Genomic DNA, 18,847 nt, shown 5'->3' with positions numbered 1-18,847 from the left:
GGATCGGGCGGTTCACTGTCAAATGGCATGTCAGTTTCCCCCCGTCCTGCCACCGGCGATTGGCGCCAGATTAACCTGGCCGCGTTGCTTGGCGACGGCCTCGGCCCACTGCTGCGGTGTCCCGAAAAACTGCACCCGACCATTGGCCAGCATGAGCAGTTTCGACGCCCGCTCAAGTACACTGGTGCGATGGGCGATGATGATGACACTTCCTCCCCGCTTGCATACAGCGGTCATCGCTTCAATCAGGGCAATTTCACCGGCGCTGTCAAGATAGGCGTTTGGTTCATCCAGCACCAGAACGGCAGGATCACCGTAAAGCGCGCGCGCCAGGGCCACGCGTTGCGCCTGCCCTCCGGACAGGCCCTGCCCGTTCAGTCCCAGGATAGTATTATACCCCTGAGGCAATTGCAGGATCATCTCATGCACACCGGCCAGCGTGGCTGCCGCGACAACTTTTTCATCCACCCCGGCATCGCCGCCTTCACCCACGGCCTCAAACCGACAGATATTATCGCGGATCGTCCCGCCGAAAAGCGCTGAATCCTGCGGCAGATAACCTACATGGCGCGCGAGTTTTTCCGGATCCCAGTCGCGTCGCTCGGCGCCATCGAAACGGATGGTCCCCACGTCATAGGCATCCGCGCCGACAATCAGGCGCGCCATGGTGGATTTCCCGACCCCGCTTGGGCCGGCCACGCCGACCAGTTCACCGGGCATGACGCGAAAAGATATCCCCTGAAGGATGAACGCTTTCATGTCCGGATGCTGCACTGTCAACCCATCGATTTCGACCAGGCCTTTGGGCGCCGGCAGGGCGGTCAGCACCGGACTAGCGTCCTGCTCGTTCAGCGCCTTGTCAACCGTACGAAACGCATTATAGCCCCGGATAAGGCTGCGCCAGGACGTGATAACCTGCTCCATGGGCGTAAGCGCACGGGACATTAGAAGCGACGCTGCGAAAATGGCACCGGCCGAAATCTGCTGATGGATAGCCAGCCAGGCGCCAACACCCAGCGCAACCGATTGCAGAAACTGACGAATGAATTTGGACGCCGTGGTATAGCCACTGACGCTCAGGCTCGCCTTCACCTGATCGTCCAGCGCACCGTGACGATCCTTTAACTGCACGTCGACCAGGGCCCGTCTCATGCCCAGCGCCCGCACCACATCGGCCTTCTGGCTGGTGGCATCCTGACGCGCATAGGCGGCCGCCATGGATTCAGCCGAACGGGTGACAAACTGATAGGACGCCCGCTCACTCAGCCAGGTGACGATGGCAAGCAGGACACCGCCGGCAATGGACAACCAGCCGAGAAGCGGATGAAGATAAAAGGCCAGACCCAGAAAAATGACGATCCACGGCAGGTCGAATACAGCCGTCATGCCCTGGCCGCTCAAAACCTGGCGAAAAGCGTCGAATTCACGCAGCAGGGTTGTGTTGGCCGCGCCTTTCTTTGTGCTGCTGCGGGCAAAGAGATGATTTAACACATCACCGGCCAGAATTCGATCAAGCCGCACGCCGGAGCGCATCAGCAATCGACTGCGCAGGCTGTCAAGAATGGACAGGGCGCCTAAGGAAACAAGCAGGATCGTCGTCAGATAGACCAGGGTCATCACCCCGCCCGTCGGCACCACGCGGCCATATACCTGAAGCATGTAGAGCGTGGGAGCCAGGCTGAGGACATTGATGAAAAAGCTGAAGACCGCCGCATTGACAAAATGCGGCCGGCATTGCGCCAATGCCCGCCCCAAAGTCGGGTTAACCTTGAAACGCGTGAGCAGGTGAATCATAAACGCTTCTATCCGGCGGGGAGAGAAGCAAATCTCCTCACCCCTTGCCAATATATCTAAAATAAAAAATTATAGCACATACGACATGCAAAAAACGCGCCGCACACCTACCACGTAATATGGCTGATCACATCGGCCTTCAGCGTGCCGGTCAGGGTGATGATATTGTCGCCGCCGAGATCGATGACGGTATCATTACCCACCTGGCTGATCACCGCCGTCGCCTGGTTGTAGGCGTGCAGATTGAGGCTGTCGTTTTGTGAGGCGGAGAAATCGGTGATCGTGTCCTTGCCGCTGCTGGCACCGAAGAAGAAGATGTCCGCCCCGGCGCCGCCGGTCAGGCGATCCGCACCCTGGCGGCCATCCAGCGTGTTATTGCCGGCATTACCGATAATCGTATTGGCCAGGGCATTGCCAAGGCCGTTGATATTGGCGCTGCCTCTTAAGGTCAGGTTTTCGACATACTGGGCGCCCAGGTTGAAGCTTACCGTCGAATAGACCAGGTCCGTCCCTTCGTTCTTGTTCTCGACGATGAAGTCGCCCAGGTTATCTACATAGTAGACATCATTGCCGACACCACCGCGCAAGCCGTCAGACCCCGCCCCGCCATCGAGACGGTCATTGCCGGCCCCGCCGGTCAGGTTGTTATTGCCGCTGTTACCGAACAGGATGTTGTCGAGTGCGTTACCCACCGCATAGCTGTTCAGCGTGCCGGTCAGCGTGGCGTTCTCGACGTATGACCCGCCCATAATGTACTGCACCGAAGAAATCACCGTGTCAGTGCCCTCGCTCTTCAGCTCCGTCACCACATCGGAAAAGCTGTTGACGTAATAGACATCATTACCCAGGCCGCCCTGCATGATATCAGCACCCGCTGTCCCGGTAAGTTTGTCAGCGCCGGCCGTTCCCAGGAACAGCGGCGTGTTTAGGGCTAAACCGCCGAAATTAGCTGAGGTCAGGCTTGCAATATTGACATTCTGCAGGGTGATGATCGTACTGCCCTGTAATTGCAGCAAGACATCCTTGCCAAACTGAGCAAGCCTGAGAAAGCCATCGGCAAAGGGGTTGGTGCCTGACCAATGCTCCGCCGAGAGCAAGTCACCAAGCTTGATAACATCACCGCTCGCACCACCCCGAAAATCAGTGATGACGGTGTCATCTGTGTAAAAGCTAGTATAGGGATCGTAGGTGTCTCGTCCGGCGCCTCCCGACATAATCAGGCCGCCGTTAAATCCGAAGAACAGGATGGTGTCGTCACCAGCGCCCAGATTTACTGTAACATTGCCTTCATACAGAGTTACGTCATCATTGCCTGAGCCGGCATCTACCAAACTGCCAAGGCTATCAGAATAGGCAGTAATATGATCATTCCCACTGCCGCCGTAGTATTTATTTGCCCCGTGCGTATCAATTAGCCAGTCGTCACCATCACCACCGTTAAGTATATCCTCGCCGAACTCACCGTTCAGAAAGTCAATACCATCGCCGCCATTCAGCGTGTCATTCCCCATACCTCCATAGAGAAAATCCGCTCCTCCCAGACCATCAATAGTATCGTCAAGCGCACTACCGTTAATGTTCTCGCCGTTACTGGTTCCGACTATATGCGTCATGCGCGCCTCCCAAAACACCAAGAGTTGCATATCATAACGACAACTACATGCAAATCATACCTCACCAAATAAGGCTGCTGGCAGGTTTGATTCAACTAAATGACGTTACCACGTGATATGGCTGGTCACATCCGCCTTGTGAACGCCGGTCAAGGTGATGATATTACCACCACCTAGGTCTATGACGGTGTTATTTCCCACCTGTGTGATCACCGCCGTCGCCTGGTTATAGGCATCCAGATTAAGCTTATCCCCCTGGACAGCAGAGAAATCGGTAATCGTATCTTTGCCGCTGCCGGCGCCGAAGAAGAAGATGTCTGCCCCTGCTCCGCCGGTCAGGGTGTCGTTGCCTGCACCACCATTCAGTGTATTCACATTGCTGTTGCCGATGATGGTATTGGTCAGCGCGTTACCTGAACCGTTGATCTTGCCTGTCCCCGTCAGTGTCAGGTTGTCAATATACTGCCCGCCCATGGCAAAGGTCACGCTGGAAATTACCATGTCCGTGCCCTTCCCGTTTGCTTCGATGACCTTGTCACACAGATTATCCACATAGTAGATGTCATTGCCGGCGCCGCCCGACATTATGTCCGCACCCTGGCGGCCATCGAGAATATTATTACCCGCATTGCCGGTGATGGTGTTGATCAGAGCATTGCCGGAACCATTGATGCTGGCTGTCCCCGTCAGAGTCAGGTTTTCGATATATTGGGCGCCCAGGTTGAAGTTGACGCTGGAGAAGACAAGGTCCGTGCCTTCGTCCTTGCTTTCAACGATGAAGTCGCCCAGGTTATCGACATAGTAGGTATCATTACCCAGTCCGCCGCGCAGGCCATCCGCCCCCGCACCGCCATCGAGATGATCATTGCCCGCACCGCCAGTCAGGTTGTTATTGCCGCTATTGCCGGTCAACTGGTTGTCCAGCGCATTTCCTACGGCATAGCTGTTCAGACTACCGGTCAGTATGGCGTTCTCGACATAGGAACCTCCCATGATATACTGGACCGAAGAATAGACCGTGTCCGTTCCCTGGCCCTTCGATTCCGTTACCACATCATGGAAATCATCCAGGTAATAGATATCGTTGCCAGTCCCGCCTAAAAGGGTGTCGGTGCCAAGGCCGCCGATCAGAACATCCGCACCTGCGCCGCCGTTGATCGCATCATTTCCAGCACCGCCGTCGATATAGTCGTCGTCGGCGTCACCGTAGAGATAATCATCCACGGCGCCGCCGCTCAGCGTATCGTTGCCGGTTCCTCCGTGATAGGTCACCGACAGGGCTGTATGGTTGTAGAAGTGGGCCTGGAGCGTATCGTCACCGCCGCCGGCATTAATGACGTCATGGCCGGCCTCGGAATAGATCGTGTCAACCTCGTTTCCCATATTGAGGACGTTATTGCCGCCGCCCAGGGTCATATTGATTGTTTCAAAATGATCATAAATCCCGATATTTGAAGACGCGGTCACATCGCCGGTAATTGTCCAGACCACATTCTGTATTTCTGCACCCAATATGGCCAGGTTCATTTCCAGTCCGTCTGTTCCTCCGGCACCATCTACATGCAGTAAGCCTCCGGCGAGGGCCGCCTTGTTCATTCGCCTTTGTTTCGCGCAGTTATCTGCCTGTAGGTAGTGCTGGCAGTAGTGCCGGCACTGGTGCTGGAAAGTTTTGTCGATGGCTACAAGCGGGATATATGTTCAGCGCCGGACCTGGAGTTGGCAAGAGAAGCGTCAAATTGTGGACGAGGCGTTTTCGGGAGAGGCCAGTGTTTCGGCCGTAGCACGGCGGCATGGCCTTCAAAACCACCAGATATATCGCTGGCGGGATGGCCTTGCGGCAGAACGTGTGAATGAGGCTGCCGGAGATTTCGTTGCGGTCACGGTGACGCCGGAGGCTGGCGTGGCTTTGGTGCCGGCCCTTTCAGGTCCTGGCAAGGACACGGAGGCCAAGACGCCGAAGCGTGCAAGTGGATGTACCAAGGGCATGGTCGAGATCGTTATGCCCGATGGATCGTTGATCCGGATTCCGGTCTCAGCCGGCGCTCGATTTGCTGCTGACGTGGTGGCGGCGGTGTCGCCCAGACGGCTATGATCCCGGTTCCGGCCGGTGTTCGGGTGTGGTTGGCGATGGGCCATACCGACATGCGAAAGGGCTATAACGGTTTGGCCCTGATGATCCAGGAGAGCCAGAAGCGTGATCCATCGAGCGGGCACCTGTTTGTCTTCCGTGGCCGCCAGGGCGACAAGATCAAAATCATCTGGCACGATGGCCAAGGCGCCTGCCTGTTTTACAAGCGTCTGGACCGGGGCCGTTTCATCTGGCCGGCCGTCAAGGATGGCAGTGTCAGTATCTCGCCAGCCCAACTGGGCTATCTCCTGGAAGGGATCGATTGGCGCAATCCGCAGATGACATGGAAGCCGGAAAGTGTCGGCTGAACGGGCATGTTTATTGGGTTGAGAGCCGTAAAATTCCTTTGCAAGATAGGGGTTTTGTGATTCACTTCGGCATGGAAACGACGCCCCAAATCACTCCGGACAATGTGGTCGCTTTGGAGGCGAAGCTCCTTCATGCGCAAGCCGAGCTGGCGGCCGCCAAGGCGGAAAATGCTGACGCCCTGGCGACCATCACGCACCAGAAGCTGGTCATCGCCAAGCTCCAGAACGCGCTGTACGGTCCGCGCTCGGAACGTAGTGTCCGTCTGATCGATCAGATGGAAATGACGTTCGAAGAGATCGAGGCGACCGCGACCGAGGCGGAACTGGCGTCGCAGGCCGCTGCCACCAAAACCTCCACGGTCGAAGGCTTCGTGCGCAATAAGCCGGCGCGCCGGGCCTTCCCCGAGCATCTGCCGCGTGAGCGGGTTGTCGTGCCTGGTCCCACAGCCTGCGCCTGTTGTGGCGGGGATCGTCTGCGCAAGCTTGGCGAGGACGTTACTGAAACCCTGGAGGTCATTCCACGCCAGTGGAAGGTGATCCAGCATGTGCGCGAGACGTTCACCTGCCGGGACTGTGAGAAGATCAGCCAGGCGCCAGCCCCCTTCCACACCATCCCCAGAGCCTGGGCCGGGCCGAACCTGTTGGCCATGATGCTGTTTGAGAAGTTCGGCCAGCATCAGCCCCTGAATCGGCAAATCATGCGCTACGAGAAGGAAGGCGTGCCCATCAGCCTGTCCACGGCCGCCGATGCTGTCGGCGCCTGTTGCGCCGTGCTCGATCCCCTCATCCGCCGGATCGAAGACCACACCTTTGCGGCCGGACGCCTGCACGGTGACGATACGACGGTGCCCGTGCTTGCAAAAGGCAAGACCGACACGGGGCGGATATGGATCTATGTTCGCGATGACAAGCCCTTCGGCGGCACATCGGCGCCGTCAGCCATGTTTTATTATTCAAGGGATCGAACGGCGGAGCATCCACAGGACCACCTGAAAACATGGCACGGCATCTTTCAGGCCGATGCCTATGGCGGTTACAGCAAGCTCTATCTTTCGGAACGAAGGCCGGGACCGATCCTGGAGGCGGCCTGCTGGGTTCATGCCAGGCGGCCCTTCTTTGCCATGGCTGATGCAGAGCAAAATGCGCGTCGCGTGGCGCAAGGCAAGGTGGCCTCCGTCCTATCGCCTATGGCGCTGGAGATGGTGCGTCGCATGGATGCCCTGTTCGATATCGAGCGCACGATCAACGGCAAGAGCGCTGAGGAGCGCAAGGCTGTACGTCAGGTTTCATCTGCGCCCCTGGTCGATGACCTCCATGCCTGGGTGGTGACGCAACGCGCCAAGCTGGCGCGCGGCAACGACCTTGCCAAGGCCATGGACTACATGCTGAAGCGCTGGCCGGCCTTCACGCGCTTCCTCGATGATGGACGAATCTGCCTCAGCAACAATGCTGCCGAGCGCGCCCTGCGCGGCATCGCCCTGGGTCGAAAATCATGGTTGTTTGCAGGCTCTGACCGCGGCGGTCAGCGGGCCGCTGCCATGTACAGCCTTATCGTCACGGCAAAGCTCAACGACATTGATCCCCAGGCCTGGCTGGCGGACGTCCTCGACCGTATCGCCGCTCACCCAGCCAACCGAATAGACGACCTCCTGCCCTGGAACTGGAAGCGGCTCCGCCAACTCGAACAGAAGGCGGCATAACCCCACCTGCGGCCTACGCCGAATGCTTACTACATGCAGGGAAACATTGCCGGTAAATGCCGGCAGACTGTTAACGACAATGCGATTGTCACTATTATCTGCCGTATAGTTTAGGTGCTCAAACCCATCGGAACTGAAGGCACCCGATCCGCTGATTTCGAGTCTGAAACTGTTGTAGCTATCAGAGATGTAACTGACATGAGCAGTCGCATCGCTTTTCGACAGATCCAGAGTCAGGGAATCATTGTCCGCCGCCATATTTGGGGCGTTGGTCCCGCCACTGACATAGTTATTCAGCCCCTGGAAACCATCAATGATAAAAGTATCAGCGCCATAGCCGCCGGTCAGGGTTGTTCCCCAGTCCCTCATATGGCCGATGCCATTTGTTATGGTAATCGTATCATTGCCGGTGCCAAAATTGATGCCGATATTTTCAATGTTCCTGAGAGTCGTGCCGCCGGTTAGTGTGCCCGTTTCGGTCAGACTGTCATAGATGAAAGCCACGTTCGTGGTCATGCCGTCGAGATTGGCGCCCCAGTAATCGATGCCGTCACCGCCATCCAGAGTCCACGCACCCAGACCTGAATCACTGAGAATTTCATCGTCACCACCACCAAGCGACAGGTGATAATTGGCTGTTCCCGATATCCTGATGACGTCACGGTAGCCAGTACCGATCAGGCCTTCAATCGATGTGAAGGTATCCGTGCCGGAGCCATAGGTTTCCTGGCTGCCGCCCGTCGTCAAATTGACAAACACGCCTTCATCGGCCGAGGTGGTGCGGCTGTAATCAACGGTATCATCGCTGGCGGCAGTGCCGGTGAAAGTGTCGTTGCCAAGGGTCGCGATAAAGGTGGTCATATGTCTCGTCCATGAATAACGTTATTGCAAGTGCGGACTTGCGGCCCAAAAGTGTCATCCGTTGAGCGCTGCAGCCTGTCCGGCTGCGACGTAAGGCCGTCACCACGTAATATGGCTGATCACATCTGCCTTGTGCGTGCCTGTCAGGGTGATGACGTTGCCGCCGCCGAGATCGATGACGGTATCATTGCCCACCTGGGTGATCACCGCCGTCGCCTGGCTGCAGGCGTGCAGATTGAGGCTGTCGTTTTGGCTGGCTGAGAAATCGGTGATCGTGTCCTTGCCACTGCCGGCGCCGAAGAAGAAGATATCCGCCCCGGCGCCTCCGGTCAGGGTGTCGCTGCCGGCGCCCCCCGTCAGGGTGTTCTTGCCGCTGTTGCCGACCAGGGTGTTGGCCTGGGAGGTGCCCGTGCCGTTGATATTGCCGCTACCGGTCAGGTACAGGTTCTCGATATACTGCCCGCCCATGGCAAAGGTCACGCTTGAATAGACGCTGTCCGTACCCTGGTCCTTTGCCTCAATCACCTTGTCGCCGGCATTGTCGACATAGTAGATGTCATCCCCCGCGCCGCCCCTCATCACATCGGCGCCGGCACGGCCATCGATCAGGTTATTGCCGGCATTGCCGGTGATCGTATTGGCCAGGGCATTGCCCAGGCCGTTGATATTGGCGCTGCCTCTTAAGGTCAGGTTTTCGACATACTGGGCGCCCAGGTTGAAGCTTACCGTCGAATAGACCAGGTCCGTCCCTTCGTTCTTGTTCTCGACGATGAAGTCGCCCAGGTTATCTACATAGTAGACATCATTGCCGACACCACCGCGCAAGCCGTCAGACCCCGCCCCGCCATCGAGACGGTCATTGCCGGCCCCGCCGGTCAGGTTGTTATTGCCGCTGTTACCGAACAGGATGTTGTCGAGTGCGTTACCCACCGCATAGCTGTTCAGCGTGCCGGTCAGCGTGGCGTTCTCGACGTATGACCCGCCCATAATGTACTGCACCGACGAGATCACCGTGTCCGTGCCTTCGTTCTTCAGTTCAATAACCTGATCTTGGAAGCTGTCCACATAATAGGTGTCGTTGCCAATGCCGCCCTTCATAATATCGGCGCCTTTGCCACCATCGAGCGTATCGTCACCGGCAAGGCCGATCAGCGTATCATTCCCGCGCCCGGTGTACAGTCGATCCAACTCCGATGTTCCGCCGAGGAAAACATTGTCGACATGATCATCCACCACAGTCATTGTGAGTTTACGGCCGCTGGACACCATATCGCCATCATACGCAACGACGCTGAAACCAAACTCGCTGCCAATCGTATCGGCCGCACCATTTTGCACAAAATGCACCCGCCCTGCGGCCACTTCATCCGACGTGAAGCTATCGACCATGTAGCCGTTAAGGGTGACATAACCGCCATACAGGCCACCATAATACCATCCAAAAGAGTAGCTATCGGCAACATGATAGGTGACTGAAGTCGCACCGTTAGTCGTGTGAAAATTCAGTTCATCCGTCGTCACCACATGTTCGCCGCCGCGGGCCATTGTGGCGTGAAGAGCCCCCTCGACTTCAGGCGGATGATTAACCACCTGTGCAGCAGTATAGGTGCCATCGGTGAATACAAATTTTTCGACATTTCTTACGGTAAGATAGATGCCCGCAGCCTGGAAGGTGATCTGTCCGTCATATTCCGTCGCCCCGACGCCTTTAAAGGTATCCTTGGACACATTGAATATAAGGGTATCGTTGCCTGCACCGCCATCGACATCGCCGCCAACGGAACTATCCTGAAGGGTCAGGTTCATGGTTATACTGTCGTTACCACCGCCACTGTAGATGGTATCAGACCCGCCATTGCCATTGATGACATTGCCCACATCGTTGCCGTAGATCGTGTCCCGCCCGGCATGACCATCCGCCCGCTCGATGACGACGCCTGCGGCAATGGTCAGGCCCCCATCGACATCGTCAACGCGTGAAACCGCGCCACCACTGGTGCTATTGTAAGGATAGGCGCTGCCGTCACTGCCATTGCCATTGCCATTGCCATTGCCATCAGTGTAATACATGTTGGCCGGGCGCAGATCTATAACCGCCCCCTGATCAGCGGACAGCTTCGCAGCCGAAATCTTATCCGTGCCGCCCGTATCCCAGATAGACTCAAAATGTCCCAAATGCCCGACGCCGGGGTCGAGGTAATAGGTATTGCCGCCGGAATTATAGGTGGTGTTCGCACCATATTTGGCTTGAAGGGCTGCTATGTCGATCGCCATCGGCGTTGTGGAATACCCGTTGATATTGCCGTAATAAGGTCCGGTGTGGAAAGGTCCGCCCGGCCAGCCATCATTATAGGCCATGACGGTATAGACACCCTGGTTCTGCCAGCCATAGCCTGAATAATCATACGTGTCGGTGACACCTGTCATGACGGTCGACGTGCCGCCATTATCAAACGGATGCGCCAGGCCCAGACCATGCCCCAGTTCGTGCACCAAGGTAGTGAAGCCGATACCGCCCTGATCCAGCGCCCCGCCGGCGTGATCTGACCAGTAGGGGTTATCCGTAGCGAAAACCCCTACGCCAGCATTGGTGGTGCCCGGTGGGTTCATGTAGGCCAGCACTGTGCCGTCGTCACCGCCATCCAGCGTTGCCGTGGTTACCAGTTTGAAATTGGCTTCCGCCGCGTTGGTTGTGCGAACGAAGGTCAGGTTGACAATGTGCGAATAGGTGGTGAGCGCCGCCATGGCCTGCTGGATTTCATAGGCGGTCCAGCCTTCCGAAGTCTGGCCGTCGTAGGTTTCCCCGTTGTTAGCGAAATAGACCTTCACGACATTATTGATAGGGGTCAGCTTGGCGCCCCAATCGATAGACTGCGTCAGCAGAGGCCGATCGCCAGCCGCCGCCGTGATCGTATAGCCGCCATAGGTTACGTCGCCGCTACCTTCAGCCACAAGATAATAATTTCCGGTAGTCAGTGTCTCAAAGTCGAGATGCGCGTCGGTGCCGCTGCCAAAATCGTCATTACGGGCCAATAGCGCACCGGAGCTATCATAAACGGACAGGGAGCCGTTGAAACCACTGAGGCCCTTGACATCAAAATCATAGCCCTGCCCTGCCTGGAGCTCTATGGTATACCAGTCGTGATCGCCAGGCGTATCAATATTGGCGGACTGGGTCACACCGACTGTCAATGCTGTAGCGCTCCATGTGGTGTTGTTATCGCCATCCACGGTCGGCGTCACGCGCGCGCCCATACTCAGCGTATAGCCGCCAATATTGGTGGCTGGCGGATCGTTAGGGAAAGACTCCGCGGAGATATAGTAGGTGCCGCCACTGGCCGCATAAAAGGACAGAGCTGAATTCAGACCGGCGCCGCCATCGTCGTTAAAGGCAACACGCTGTCCGTTGGCATCGTACAGTTCCAGATAGGGATCATTGAGCGGACTGCCACCCGCGCCATTCAGAGCGAAATTGTAGATATAGCCGGCCTCCAGCGTCACCGCGAACCAGTCAGCATCGCCCTGGCTATCAATTACAGAGGTAACAGAATGACCAGGCGTGAGCGTGCCTGTTGTCGTCGAATTATCGGCGTAGACATCGTTCGATTGCACGGCGCGGATCGTGTAGATGCCCGCTGCCTCGTCTTGCGTAGAGGCTAGCGCGCTGCCGCTGGCCGCAAGGTAATAGGTACCACCCGTTGTCGCCGTGAAATGGAGGGACGAATTGATGTTACCGGGATAGGAGACATCATCATTGGACGTCAGAAGATTGCCGGCCGCATCGCGCAGTTCGAGATACGGATCGGCCAGACCATCCGTGCTGTAGCCAGTAAGCGAAAAGTCATATGACTTGCCGGCGACCAGCGTGATCGAAAACCAGTCGGAATCGCTGCTGTCCTCGATCAGCCCCGTCTTGCTGCCCCCAACGGTCAGCGCAGACGCCGTGGCTGTTGTATTGCCGATCGTGTCGACGAGGCCGACCGTATAATAGCCCAGCAGCCCGCTGTTTGAATTGACATCCAGATAGACATCGCCCGTGCTTGTCGCCGTAAAGGTAATCTCGGCATTGAGCGTGCCGCCATGATCGTTGTTGGTCGCCAATACACCACCAGAGCTGTTGCGCAGGGTCAGGAAGGGATCATCCAGCCCGACAAGTTGACCGGTCAGATCGACCAGTTTGTCTGCGGATATTGTATAGCTGATGCCGGCGACCACATGCAGGCGAAACCAATCATGATCCGCGGCCGAACTGGCGTAACCTATATCACTGGAATTAAAGCCAATGGCTTCGCCTGTGCCCGTGCTGGCTGGAATGGTGTCAGTTCCCGCCACTTCAAAACCATTTCCCCCGTGGACAGGGCTGATCAGATGTTCATGCGTGCCGGTAATATCATTCACACGGGCTTCAAAGGCAGGCACATGAAGCCCGTGGGACACGGTGTCGGCGTAATCGTCTGCCAGCCTGGCCATCGACATCATGAGAATCTGCCCCCGCTCGAGGGCGCTCTCCACGAGATGTACGGTTTCCCGCCCTATGCGATGCGGCATGACATCTGCGGCACCCCCGGCTTTGGACTCTGTTTCGCCGTCGCCGAAACTGGAACCCTCAAAAACGACCTTGTTCATGCTTTCCCCCTCGAAACCGATATCTTCAGTCAAATTATGTTTGCGAAGACATAATTTACGCCTCAAAATAGTATATAAAAAGCTTGAATGCACCCGTTAGTTTTTACCGCTCGAAGATATTGTTTCCCCTATCCGAAACGCGAAAATATATGCAGAATTCATATGTTATAGTGGCCGCCCTTATGTATTTTGCTGGTTTCGGAACAGCCTGTGCCCAGACGCCAGCGCAAACGGCACCGGAAGGACGTCCAATGGCTACATCGATCAAAAAGGATGCCCTGGCTTACGCCGACGGACGGAGCTTCAAGACCCTTGACGATTACCTCGCATTCAGGAAAACGCTGGGCACCACAGGCCGATCCTTTTATGAAGAGATTTCCCCAGGCAACTATCGCCTGGTTACCGGCCGGCGCCTTCCCGGTGCTGAGGAAAAAATCTATACCCGCGAAGAGCTTTTGAAAAAATTCGGCTTCAGCGAGTAGCCTGCGACTATTCCGCCGCGCCTTCGGGTTGAAGTGAATCCACCATCTCCAGAGACTCCGAAATGATCGCCCGCATGGCGCGCTCCGCCACCGCCGGCTGGCCGGCCTCGATGGCGATCAATACCGCTTCGTGGGCCGGAATACTGGCCGTGTGACCGGCAATGCGGTTGGTCAGGCCGATCGAAATCGTCAAGGCCGTATGGATCAGTTCCTTGAGCTGGATGATAAAGGGATTACCGGACGCCTGAAGGATGGCCACATGGAAATCGATATCAGCCAGCAGCGCCAGGTCATGATGATCGGCATCATCGCGCATCCCGTTCAGGCCCGCGCGAATGGCCCTGATATCGGCCCTGGTGGCGCGTTTCGCGGCCAGTGAGGCGGCGATCGGCTCGATGGCCAGCCGCACCTCCGACAGGTCGCGGTAAATCTTGTGCGAGTAGGGCCGCTCGGTCATCCAGCGCGTGACATCGGGATCGAGCAGGTTCCAGTGGCTGACGGGCTCCACCCGCGTGCCCTGGCGGGGGCGAGAGGTCAGGAGCCCCTTGGCCGTTAGCATCTTGACGGCTTCGCGGGCGACGGTGCGGCTGGCATTGTGCGCGACGCACAGTTCGGCCTCGGTCGGGAATCCGGTCTGTTCGTATTCACCAACCACGATGGCCTGGCCCAGTGTTTCCACCAGCGAATAGGTGAGGCTTACCCCCGGCATGTGCCGCATGTGCGTTTCCCGATTTTCGTTCGTTATGCCTTTAATTTAATTGGCTAAATTGCTTTTGTCATCTCAATTTGCGATCACAGACCACCATCAGCGCAAGTCATTGATAGCGCTAACATATTCACTTCAGGTTTGTGCCGCGAACCGCTCTATCAGCCACTGCGCGGCCGGTCCGGGCGGCGTATCGGTGCGGTAGATGGCGTGCATGTCGTATTCATTGACAGGCCAGTCCGGCAGGTTTAGCGCAACGAGGCGCCCGGCCTCCAGATCGCCGCGCACCATGAATTCCGGCATCGAGCCCCAGCCGACCCCGGCCAGCAGCAGGGCGTGTTTGGAGCCCAGGTCGGCCAGCCGCCAGGTCTTGACGCCGATGACCCCGAAATCCTGGCCGGCGGTCAGCGGAGACCGATCGGTCAGTACAAGCTGGATATGGTTGCGCGCCTCGCCCGGCGCCTTGCGGCCGGTATGGGCCAGCGGATGGAAGGGTGCCGCCACCGGCACAAGCTTAACCGCGCCGATATGGCGACGGTCCAGCCCCTCGACCGAGGTATTAAGCGGCCCGCTGATGCCGATCACCGCCGTCTTCCCGGTCACCAACTGGGTAATGCCGCCCAGCGCCTCGACATGCAGACGCAGGGGAATGGTGGGAAAGGCCGCCTGGAAGGCTTGCAGTGCATCGACGAGGCGGGCCGTCGGGAGCATCACATCCACCGCCACGGAGACCTCAGCCTCCAGCCCTTCCAGCAAGCCCTTTACGCGCGCGCGCAGGATATCGACCCCGTGCGTCACCGTGCGCGCCTCGGCCAGCACCGCCCGGCCCGCCTCGGTCAGTTCGGGCCTGCGCGTCCCCACACGATCGAACAGCAGCAGGCCGAGCTGAAGTTCGAGATTGTCGATGGCATAGGTGATCGCCGAGGTTGCGCGGTTCAATCGACGCGCCGCAGCGGCAAAACTGCCGGCCTCCACCACACACAGCAGGATCTGCAACTGGTCAAGCGTGGGTGTGCCGGGATTAGACATTTCTAAAATTCCGAAAAGTTTATTCAATATTATATGGATTTTCAGAACAGTCCGCAAGGCATAGAAGATCACTCACCGACGAGGAAATGACCTTGTCCGAGGAGATTGTCGCCATGACCACCCTGACCGCACAAAAAGATCGCCCGATCACCACCGTCCATACGGCTTTCCGCACTCTGGAAGGCGACGGCTTCGAGGTGCGTCGCGCCATCCCTGCCAAAGCTTATGAAGCGATTGGCCCGTTCATCTTCCTGGATCATTTCGGCCCGATCGAATTCCTGCCCGGCGAGGCCAAGGGCGCCTCGGCTCACCCGCACGCCGGGATCGAAACCCTGACCCTGCTGCTCGAAGGCCGCAGCATCCACAAGGACAGCCTTGGCAATATGAGCGTCATGCAGCCGGGCGAAGTGCAGTGGATGCGCGCCGGTCGCGGCATCATCCACGATGAAGGCCCCGATGCCGAAATTCAGCGCACCGGCGGCCGCAATCACGGCATCCAGCTCTGGCTAAACATGCCGAAGGGCCGCAAGCACGACGAGCCGGCCTACCGCCATTTTACCGCCAGAGAAATCCCCGTGGTTCACGGTGACAAGACCACGGCGCGGATCGTCGCGGGGCATGTCAACGGCGTTAAGGGGCCGCTCGAAAGTTTCGGCGCGCCGGTCGTTATCCACGCCTCGCTGCAAGCCGGCGGCGCGATCACCCTGGAAACCGATGCCCGCGAACTGGCACTCTATGTCATGACCGGCGCGGCGGTGGTTGCCGGCCAAACCGTCTCTCCCGGCGAACTGGTCCGCTTCGGAGACGGCGATGCCATCACCCTTACCACCGATCAGGACAGCGAAATCCTGCTCGTTGGCGGTGATCCGCTCGACGCACCGATCGTCCGCCATGGCCCGTTCGTCATGAACACCATCGACGAACTCGAACGCGCCGTCCGCGACTACTACGCCGGCCGCATGGGAAAGATATCTTAATGCGCTCATAGGCCGCGCAGGCTCGTCGCATCAGCGACGGCGGGCCTTGCCCTTGCCGATCCGCAAGCGCATCGGAAATTTTTTTCCTTCCCCCCTCCCCAATCAGTAACAAGGATTACCCCAATGGCTAAGGTTCTCGTTCTCTATTATTCCTCATACGGTCATATCGAAACCATGGCGAAGGCCGTGGCCGAAGGCGCCCGCGAAGCCGGCGCGCAGGTCGATATCAAGCGCGTGCCCGAAACCGCGCCGCTGGAAGTGGCCAAGGCGGCGCACTTCAAGCTCGACCAGGAAGCCCCGATCGCCACGGTCGCCGATCTCGAAAACTATGACGCCATCATCGTCGGTGTCGGCACACGCTTTGGCCGCCTGGCTTCACAAATGGCCGCCTTCTGGGATCAGGCCGGCGGCCTGTGGGCACGCGGCGCCCTGCACGGCAAGGTCGGCGGCGCCTTCACCTCGACCGCCACGCAGCACGGTGGCCAGGAAACCACCCTGTTCTCCATCATCACCTCCCTGCTGCACTTCGGCATGACCGTGGTCGGCCTGGATTACGGCCACGCCGGTCAGATGACGCTGGATGAAATCACCGGCGGCTCGCCTTACGGCGCCTCGACCATCACCGGTGGCGATGGTTCGCGTCAACCGAGCGAAAACGAGCTGACCGGCGCCCGTTATCAGGGCCGCAAGATTGCCGAAACGGCCATTAAGCTGCACGGCTGATATGCTATGAAAGGGTCGCCCACACACGGGCGGCCCTTTATTCTCAGGAGACATTCATGGCCCGCGCCACCGCCCATATCGGCACCGAGCAATACGCCACCACGCTTCATGTCGCCGGACGGACCCTCACCGCCGACGAGCCCTCCGACAATGGCGGCCAGGATGCCGGCCTGGCGCCCTATGATTTCCTGCTGTCGGCACTGGCTTCCTGTACAGCCATTACCCTGCGCATGTATGCCGATCACAAGGGCTGGCCGCTGAAGACGGTTGATGTCGCCCTGCACTTTTACCGCGACGGCGAAAAGGAGATCATCGACCGGGTGGTTACCCTCGATGGTGACCTGACGCCGGAACAACGCGAACGCCTGCTTCAGGTGACGGAGCGCACGCCGGTGACCAAAACGCTCAAACAGGGCCTGACCATCGCCACCACCCTGCGGAACGCCTGACCTGAGCGGTATCCCCTGGCCTCATTCGCCAAATGCGCGACTCATGTTAACCATTGGTTAGTTGAGTATGGAGGCTGGGCAAATGACGGAAGCGGTTACCAGACTTGTGGAGGGCCTGCGCGATGCCGGCTTCACCATCAATCCCTTGAAATCATCCCCCTTGTGGCAGGTCGATGGACGCGGGCCTATGAGTACGGCGCAACTGATCGACCTGGCCTCGAAGCTGCGGCTGACAACCAGCCGCCCGCATTGAGCTTGAAAAAAAGCGTCCGGTGGTGCGCCGGACGCCAAATACTGAGGGTCAAAGTTCAGGGAAGGACACAGGGGGAATGATGTCCGACTTCCATGAAACAGGAAATGTTGTAAAGATTCGATAGCAATCTCGATACGATCTATGTCTGGCCGGTCATTTCTGAATACGCAGGCCGGGTGGAAGCTCGTCCCCGGTGGGCAAATCCCCTTCCATGATGGTCAGGACTTCGCCCGTCGTTTCCAGATTGCTCACAGCCGGCGTCACAAACACCGTGTCGCCGGTTTTCAGAATGGCTGACAGGGCATCGGCAAACGGCTTCGGTATCTGCACTTCGTGCGATATGGCGCTGTCGAGCGGCTTGCCGGCTTCGTCTTCGCGTCCCGGCAGGCTGGCAAAGATCCACTGCCTTTCCCCTGATTTTGTAATCGTCAGGGTCAGGACATGGCTCTCGAAATCGCGCGCCGGCATGGAAATACGGGCCCGGCCGATTTCGACCCCCGACCGCATGACGATGATCCGGTTATCGGCCTGGGAAATGATGACGGTCACCGGCCCCTGCGGCGCACGTTCCGGATGCCATTCATAGTCCGCCGAGGCCGGTATGGCACTGTCGGAAGACGGGGCGGCCGCGCCCACGGCATCCACCGGCAGCAGGAGATCTCCCCCCGTCATGCGCATGGGCACGGCATCCACCGCGTTGACGATAACCGTAATACCCAGGCTGGTAATGGTGAACAGCTTTTCCGCCAGGGCATAGGGCAGCCGTATGCAGCCGTGGCTGGCGGGATAACCCGGCAGGTTGCCGGCATGAAGCGCCACGCCACTCCAGGTCAGGCGCTGCATAAAGGGCATGGGCGCGTCGTCATAGAGATTGGAGTGATGATCGATATCCTTTTGCAGAATGGTGAAGACACCGGTCGGCGTCTCGTAACCATCCTTGCCGCTGGATATGGTCGTCACCCCGATACGCACACCGTTGCGATAGATGGTGGCAATCTGGCGGGAGAGATCGACATAGATCATGACCGGACCGGTGGGTGCGATTTCCGGCGCCCAGACCCACTCGCCGGGCTTCAGCGCCTGCGCGGCATAGGCCAGCTCGATTGAGGAAGACTTTTTCGCGGTCTCGGCCAGGCCCTGCCCGGACATACCGAGCATAAGAATGGAAAGGCTGAGGGCAGGAAAAAGCTTCATGTTG

The 18,847-nt window shown here is 58.1% G+C and carries 15 protein-coding genes; 8 read left to right on the top strand and 7 right to left on the bottom strand.

The features are described 5' to 3' along the window. Positions 1 to 30 precede the first annotated feature (30 nt). The 3 genes from NVV72_12060 to NVV72_12050 all read right to left on the bottom strand — a co-directional run bounded on the left by NVV72_12060 (position 31) and on the right by NVV72_12050 (position 5,003). A complete protein-coding gene (locus NVV72_12060) occupies positions 31 to 1,794 on the bottom strand; it encodes a type I secretion system permease/ATPase (GenBank protein MCR6660026.1) in 1,764 nt (587 codons plus the stop codon). Between the two features lie 107 nt (positions 1,795 to 1,901). After that, on the bottom strand, positions 1,902 to 3,407 hold the full coding sequence (locus NVV72_12055) for a calcium-binding protein (GenBank protein ID MCR6660025.1): 1,506 nt from the start codon (positions 3,405 to 3,407) through the stop codon (positions 1,902 to 1,904). A 105-nt stretch (positions 3,408 to 3,512) separates the two neighbouring features. Then, positions 3,513 to 5,003, bottom strand: a complete 1,491-nt coding sequence (locus NVV72_12050) for a calcium-binding protein (GenBank protein MCR6660024.1) — start codon at positions 5,001 to 5,003, stop codon at positions 3,513 to 3,515. A 79-nt stretch (positions 5,004 to 5,082) separates the two neighbouring features. Between NVV72_12050 and NVV72_12045 the strand changes: the two genes are divergently transcribed. The 3 genes from NVV72_12045 (at position 5,083) to NVV72_12035 (ending at position 7,543) form a co-directional block, all read left to right on the top strand. Then, a complete protein-coding gene (locus tag NVV72_12045; GenBank protein ID MCR6660023.1) occupies positions 5,083 to 5,499 on the top strand; it encodes a transposase in 417 nt (138 codons plus the stop codon). Further along, positions 5,496 to 5,843 (top strand): IS66 family insertion sequence element accessory protein TnpB, encoded by a 348-nt coding sequence (tnpB, locus tag NVV72_12040; GenBank protein MCR6660022.1) that lies wholly within the window; start codon positions 5,496 to 5,498, stop codon positions 5,841 to 5,843. Before NVV72_12045 ends, tnpB begins: the two co-directional genes overlap by 4 nt. 71 nt (positions 5,844 to 5,914) lie before the next feature. Further along, on the top strand, positions 5,915 to 7,543 hold the full coding sequence (locus NVV72_12035) for an IS66 family transposase (protein ID MCR6660021.1): 1,629 nt from the start codon (positions 5,915 to 5,917) through the stop codon (positions 7,541 to 7,543). A gap of 960 nt (positions 7,544 to 8,503) precedes the next feature. On the opposite strand, the gene NVV72_12030 is transcribed toward NVV72_12035, so the two are convergent. Next, the gene (locus NVV72_12030; GenBank protein ID MCR6660020.1) at positions 8,504 to 13,030 is read right to left on the bottom strand and encodes a pre-peptidase C-terminal domain-containing protein; all 4,527 of its coding nucleotides are present in this window, start codon (positions 13,028 to 13,030) and stop codon (positions 8,504 to 8,506) included. A 170-nt stretch (positions 13,031 to 13,200) separates the two neighbouring features. Here NVV72_12030 and NVV72_12025 point away from each other — a divergent pair, with 170 nt between their 5' ends. Next, a complete protein-coding gene (locus tag NVV72_12025) occupies positions 13,201 to 13,512 on the top strand; it encodes a hypothetical protein (protein ID MCR6660019.1) in 312 nt (103 codons plus the stop codon). A gap of 7 nt (positions 13,513 to 13,519) precedes the next feature. Here NVV72_12025 and NVV72_12020 read toward each other — a convergent pair whose 3' ends face one another. Together NVV72_12020 and NVV72_12015 are read right to left on the bottom strand one after the other, a co-directional pair. Beyond that, complete coding sequence (locus NVV72_12020; protein ID MCR6660018.1) at positions 13,520 to 14,230, bottom strand: FadR family transcriptional regulator; 711 nt, start codon at positions 14,228 to 14,230, stop codon at positions 13,520 to 13,522. 123 nt (positions 14,231 to 14,353) lie between these two features. Beyond that, a complete protein-coding gene (locus NVV72_12015) occupies positions 14,354 to 15,247 on the bottom strand; it encodes a LysR family transcriptional regulator (protein ID MCR6660017.1) in 894 nt (297 codons plus the stop codon). Positions 15,248 to 15,339: 92 nt separating this feature from the next. Here NVV72_12015 and NVV72_12010 point away from each other — a divergent pair, with 92 nt between their 5' ends. From NVV72_12010 to NVV72_11995, 4 genes are all read left to right on the top strand, one after another. Beyond that, a complete protein-coding gene (locus NVV72_12010; protein MCR6660016.1) occupies positions 15,340 to 16,224 on the top strand; it encodes a pirin family protein in 885 nt (294 codons plus the stop codon). Positions 16,225 to 16,347: 123 nt separating this feature from the next. Then, a complete protein-coding gene (gene wrbA, locus NVV72_12005; protein MCR6660015.1) occupies positions 16,348 to 16,947 on the top strand; it encodes an NAD(P)H:quinone oxidoreductase in 600 nt (199 codons plus the stop codon). 56 nt (positions 16,948 to 17,003) lie between these two features. Beyond that, positions 17,004 to 17,396, top strand: coding sequence for an OsmC family protein (locus NVV72_12000; protein MCR6660014.1), 393 nt, complete (start codon positions 17,004 to 17,006; stop codon positions 17,394 to 17,396). An 82-nt stretch (positions 17,397 to 17,478) separates the two neighbouring features. After that, positions 17,479 to 17,649 (top strand): hypothetical protein, encoded by a 171-nt coding sequence (locus NVV72_11995; protein MCR6660013.1) that lies wholly within the window; start codon positions 17,479 to 17,481, stop codon positions 17,647 to 17,649. Positions 17,650 to 17,802: 153 nt separating this feature from the next. On the opposite strand, the gene NVV72_11990 is transcribed toward NVV72_11995, so the two are convergent. Beyond that, positions 17,803 to 18,843, bottom strand: a complete 1,041-nt coding sequence (locus NVV72_11990) for a L,D-transpeptidase (protein MCR6660012.1) — start codon at positions 18,841 to 18,843, stop codon at positions 17,803 to 17,805. Positions 18,844 to 18,847 lie beyond the last annotated feature (4 nt).

The sequence above is a fragment of the Asticcacaulis sp. genome (assembly GCA_024707255.1).
Classification (GTDB): domain Bacteria; phylum Pseudomonadota; class Alphaproteobacteria; order Caulobacterales; family Caulobacteraceae; genus Asticcacaulis.
The sequence above is the reverse complement of the archived record's forward strand: the minus strand, read 5'-3'. Positions and strand labels throughout refer to the sequence as shown.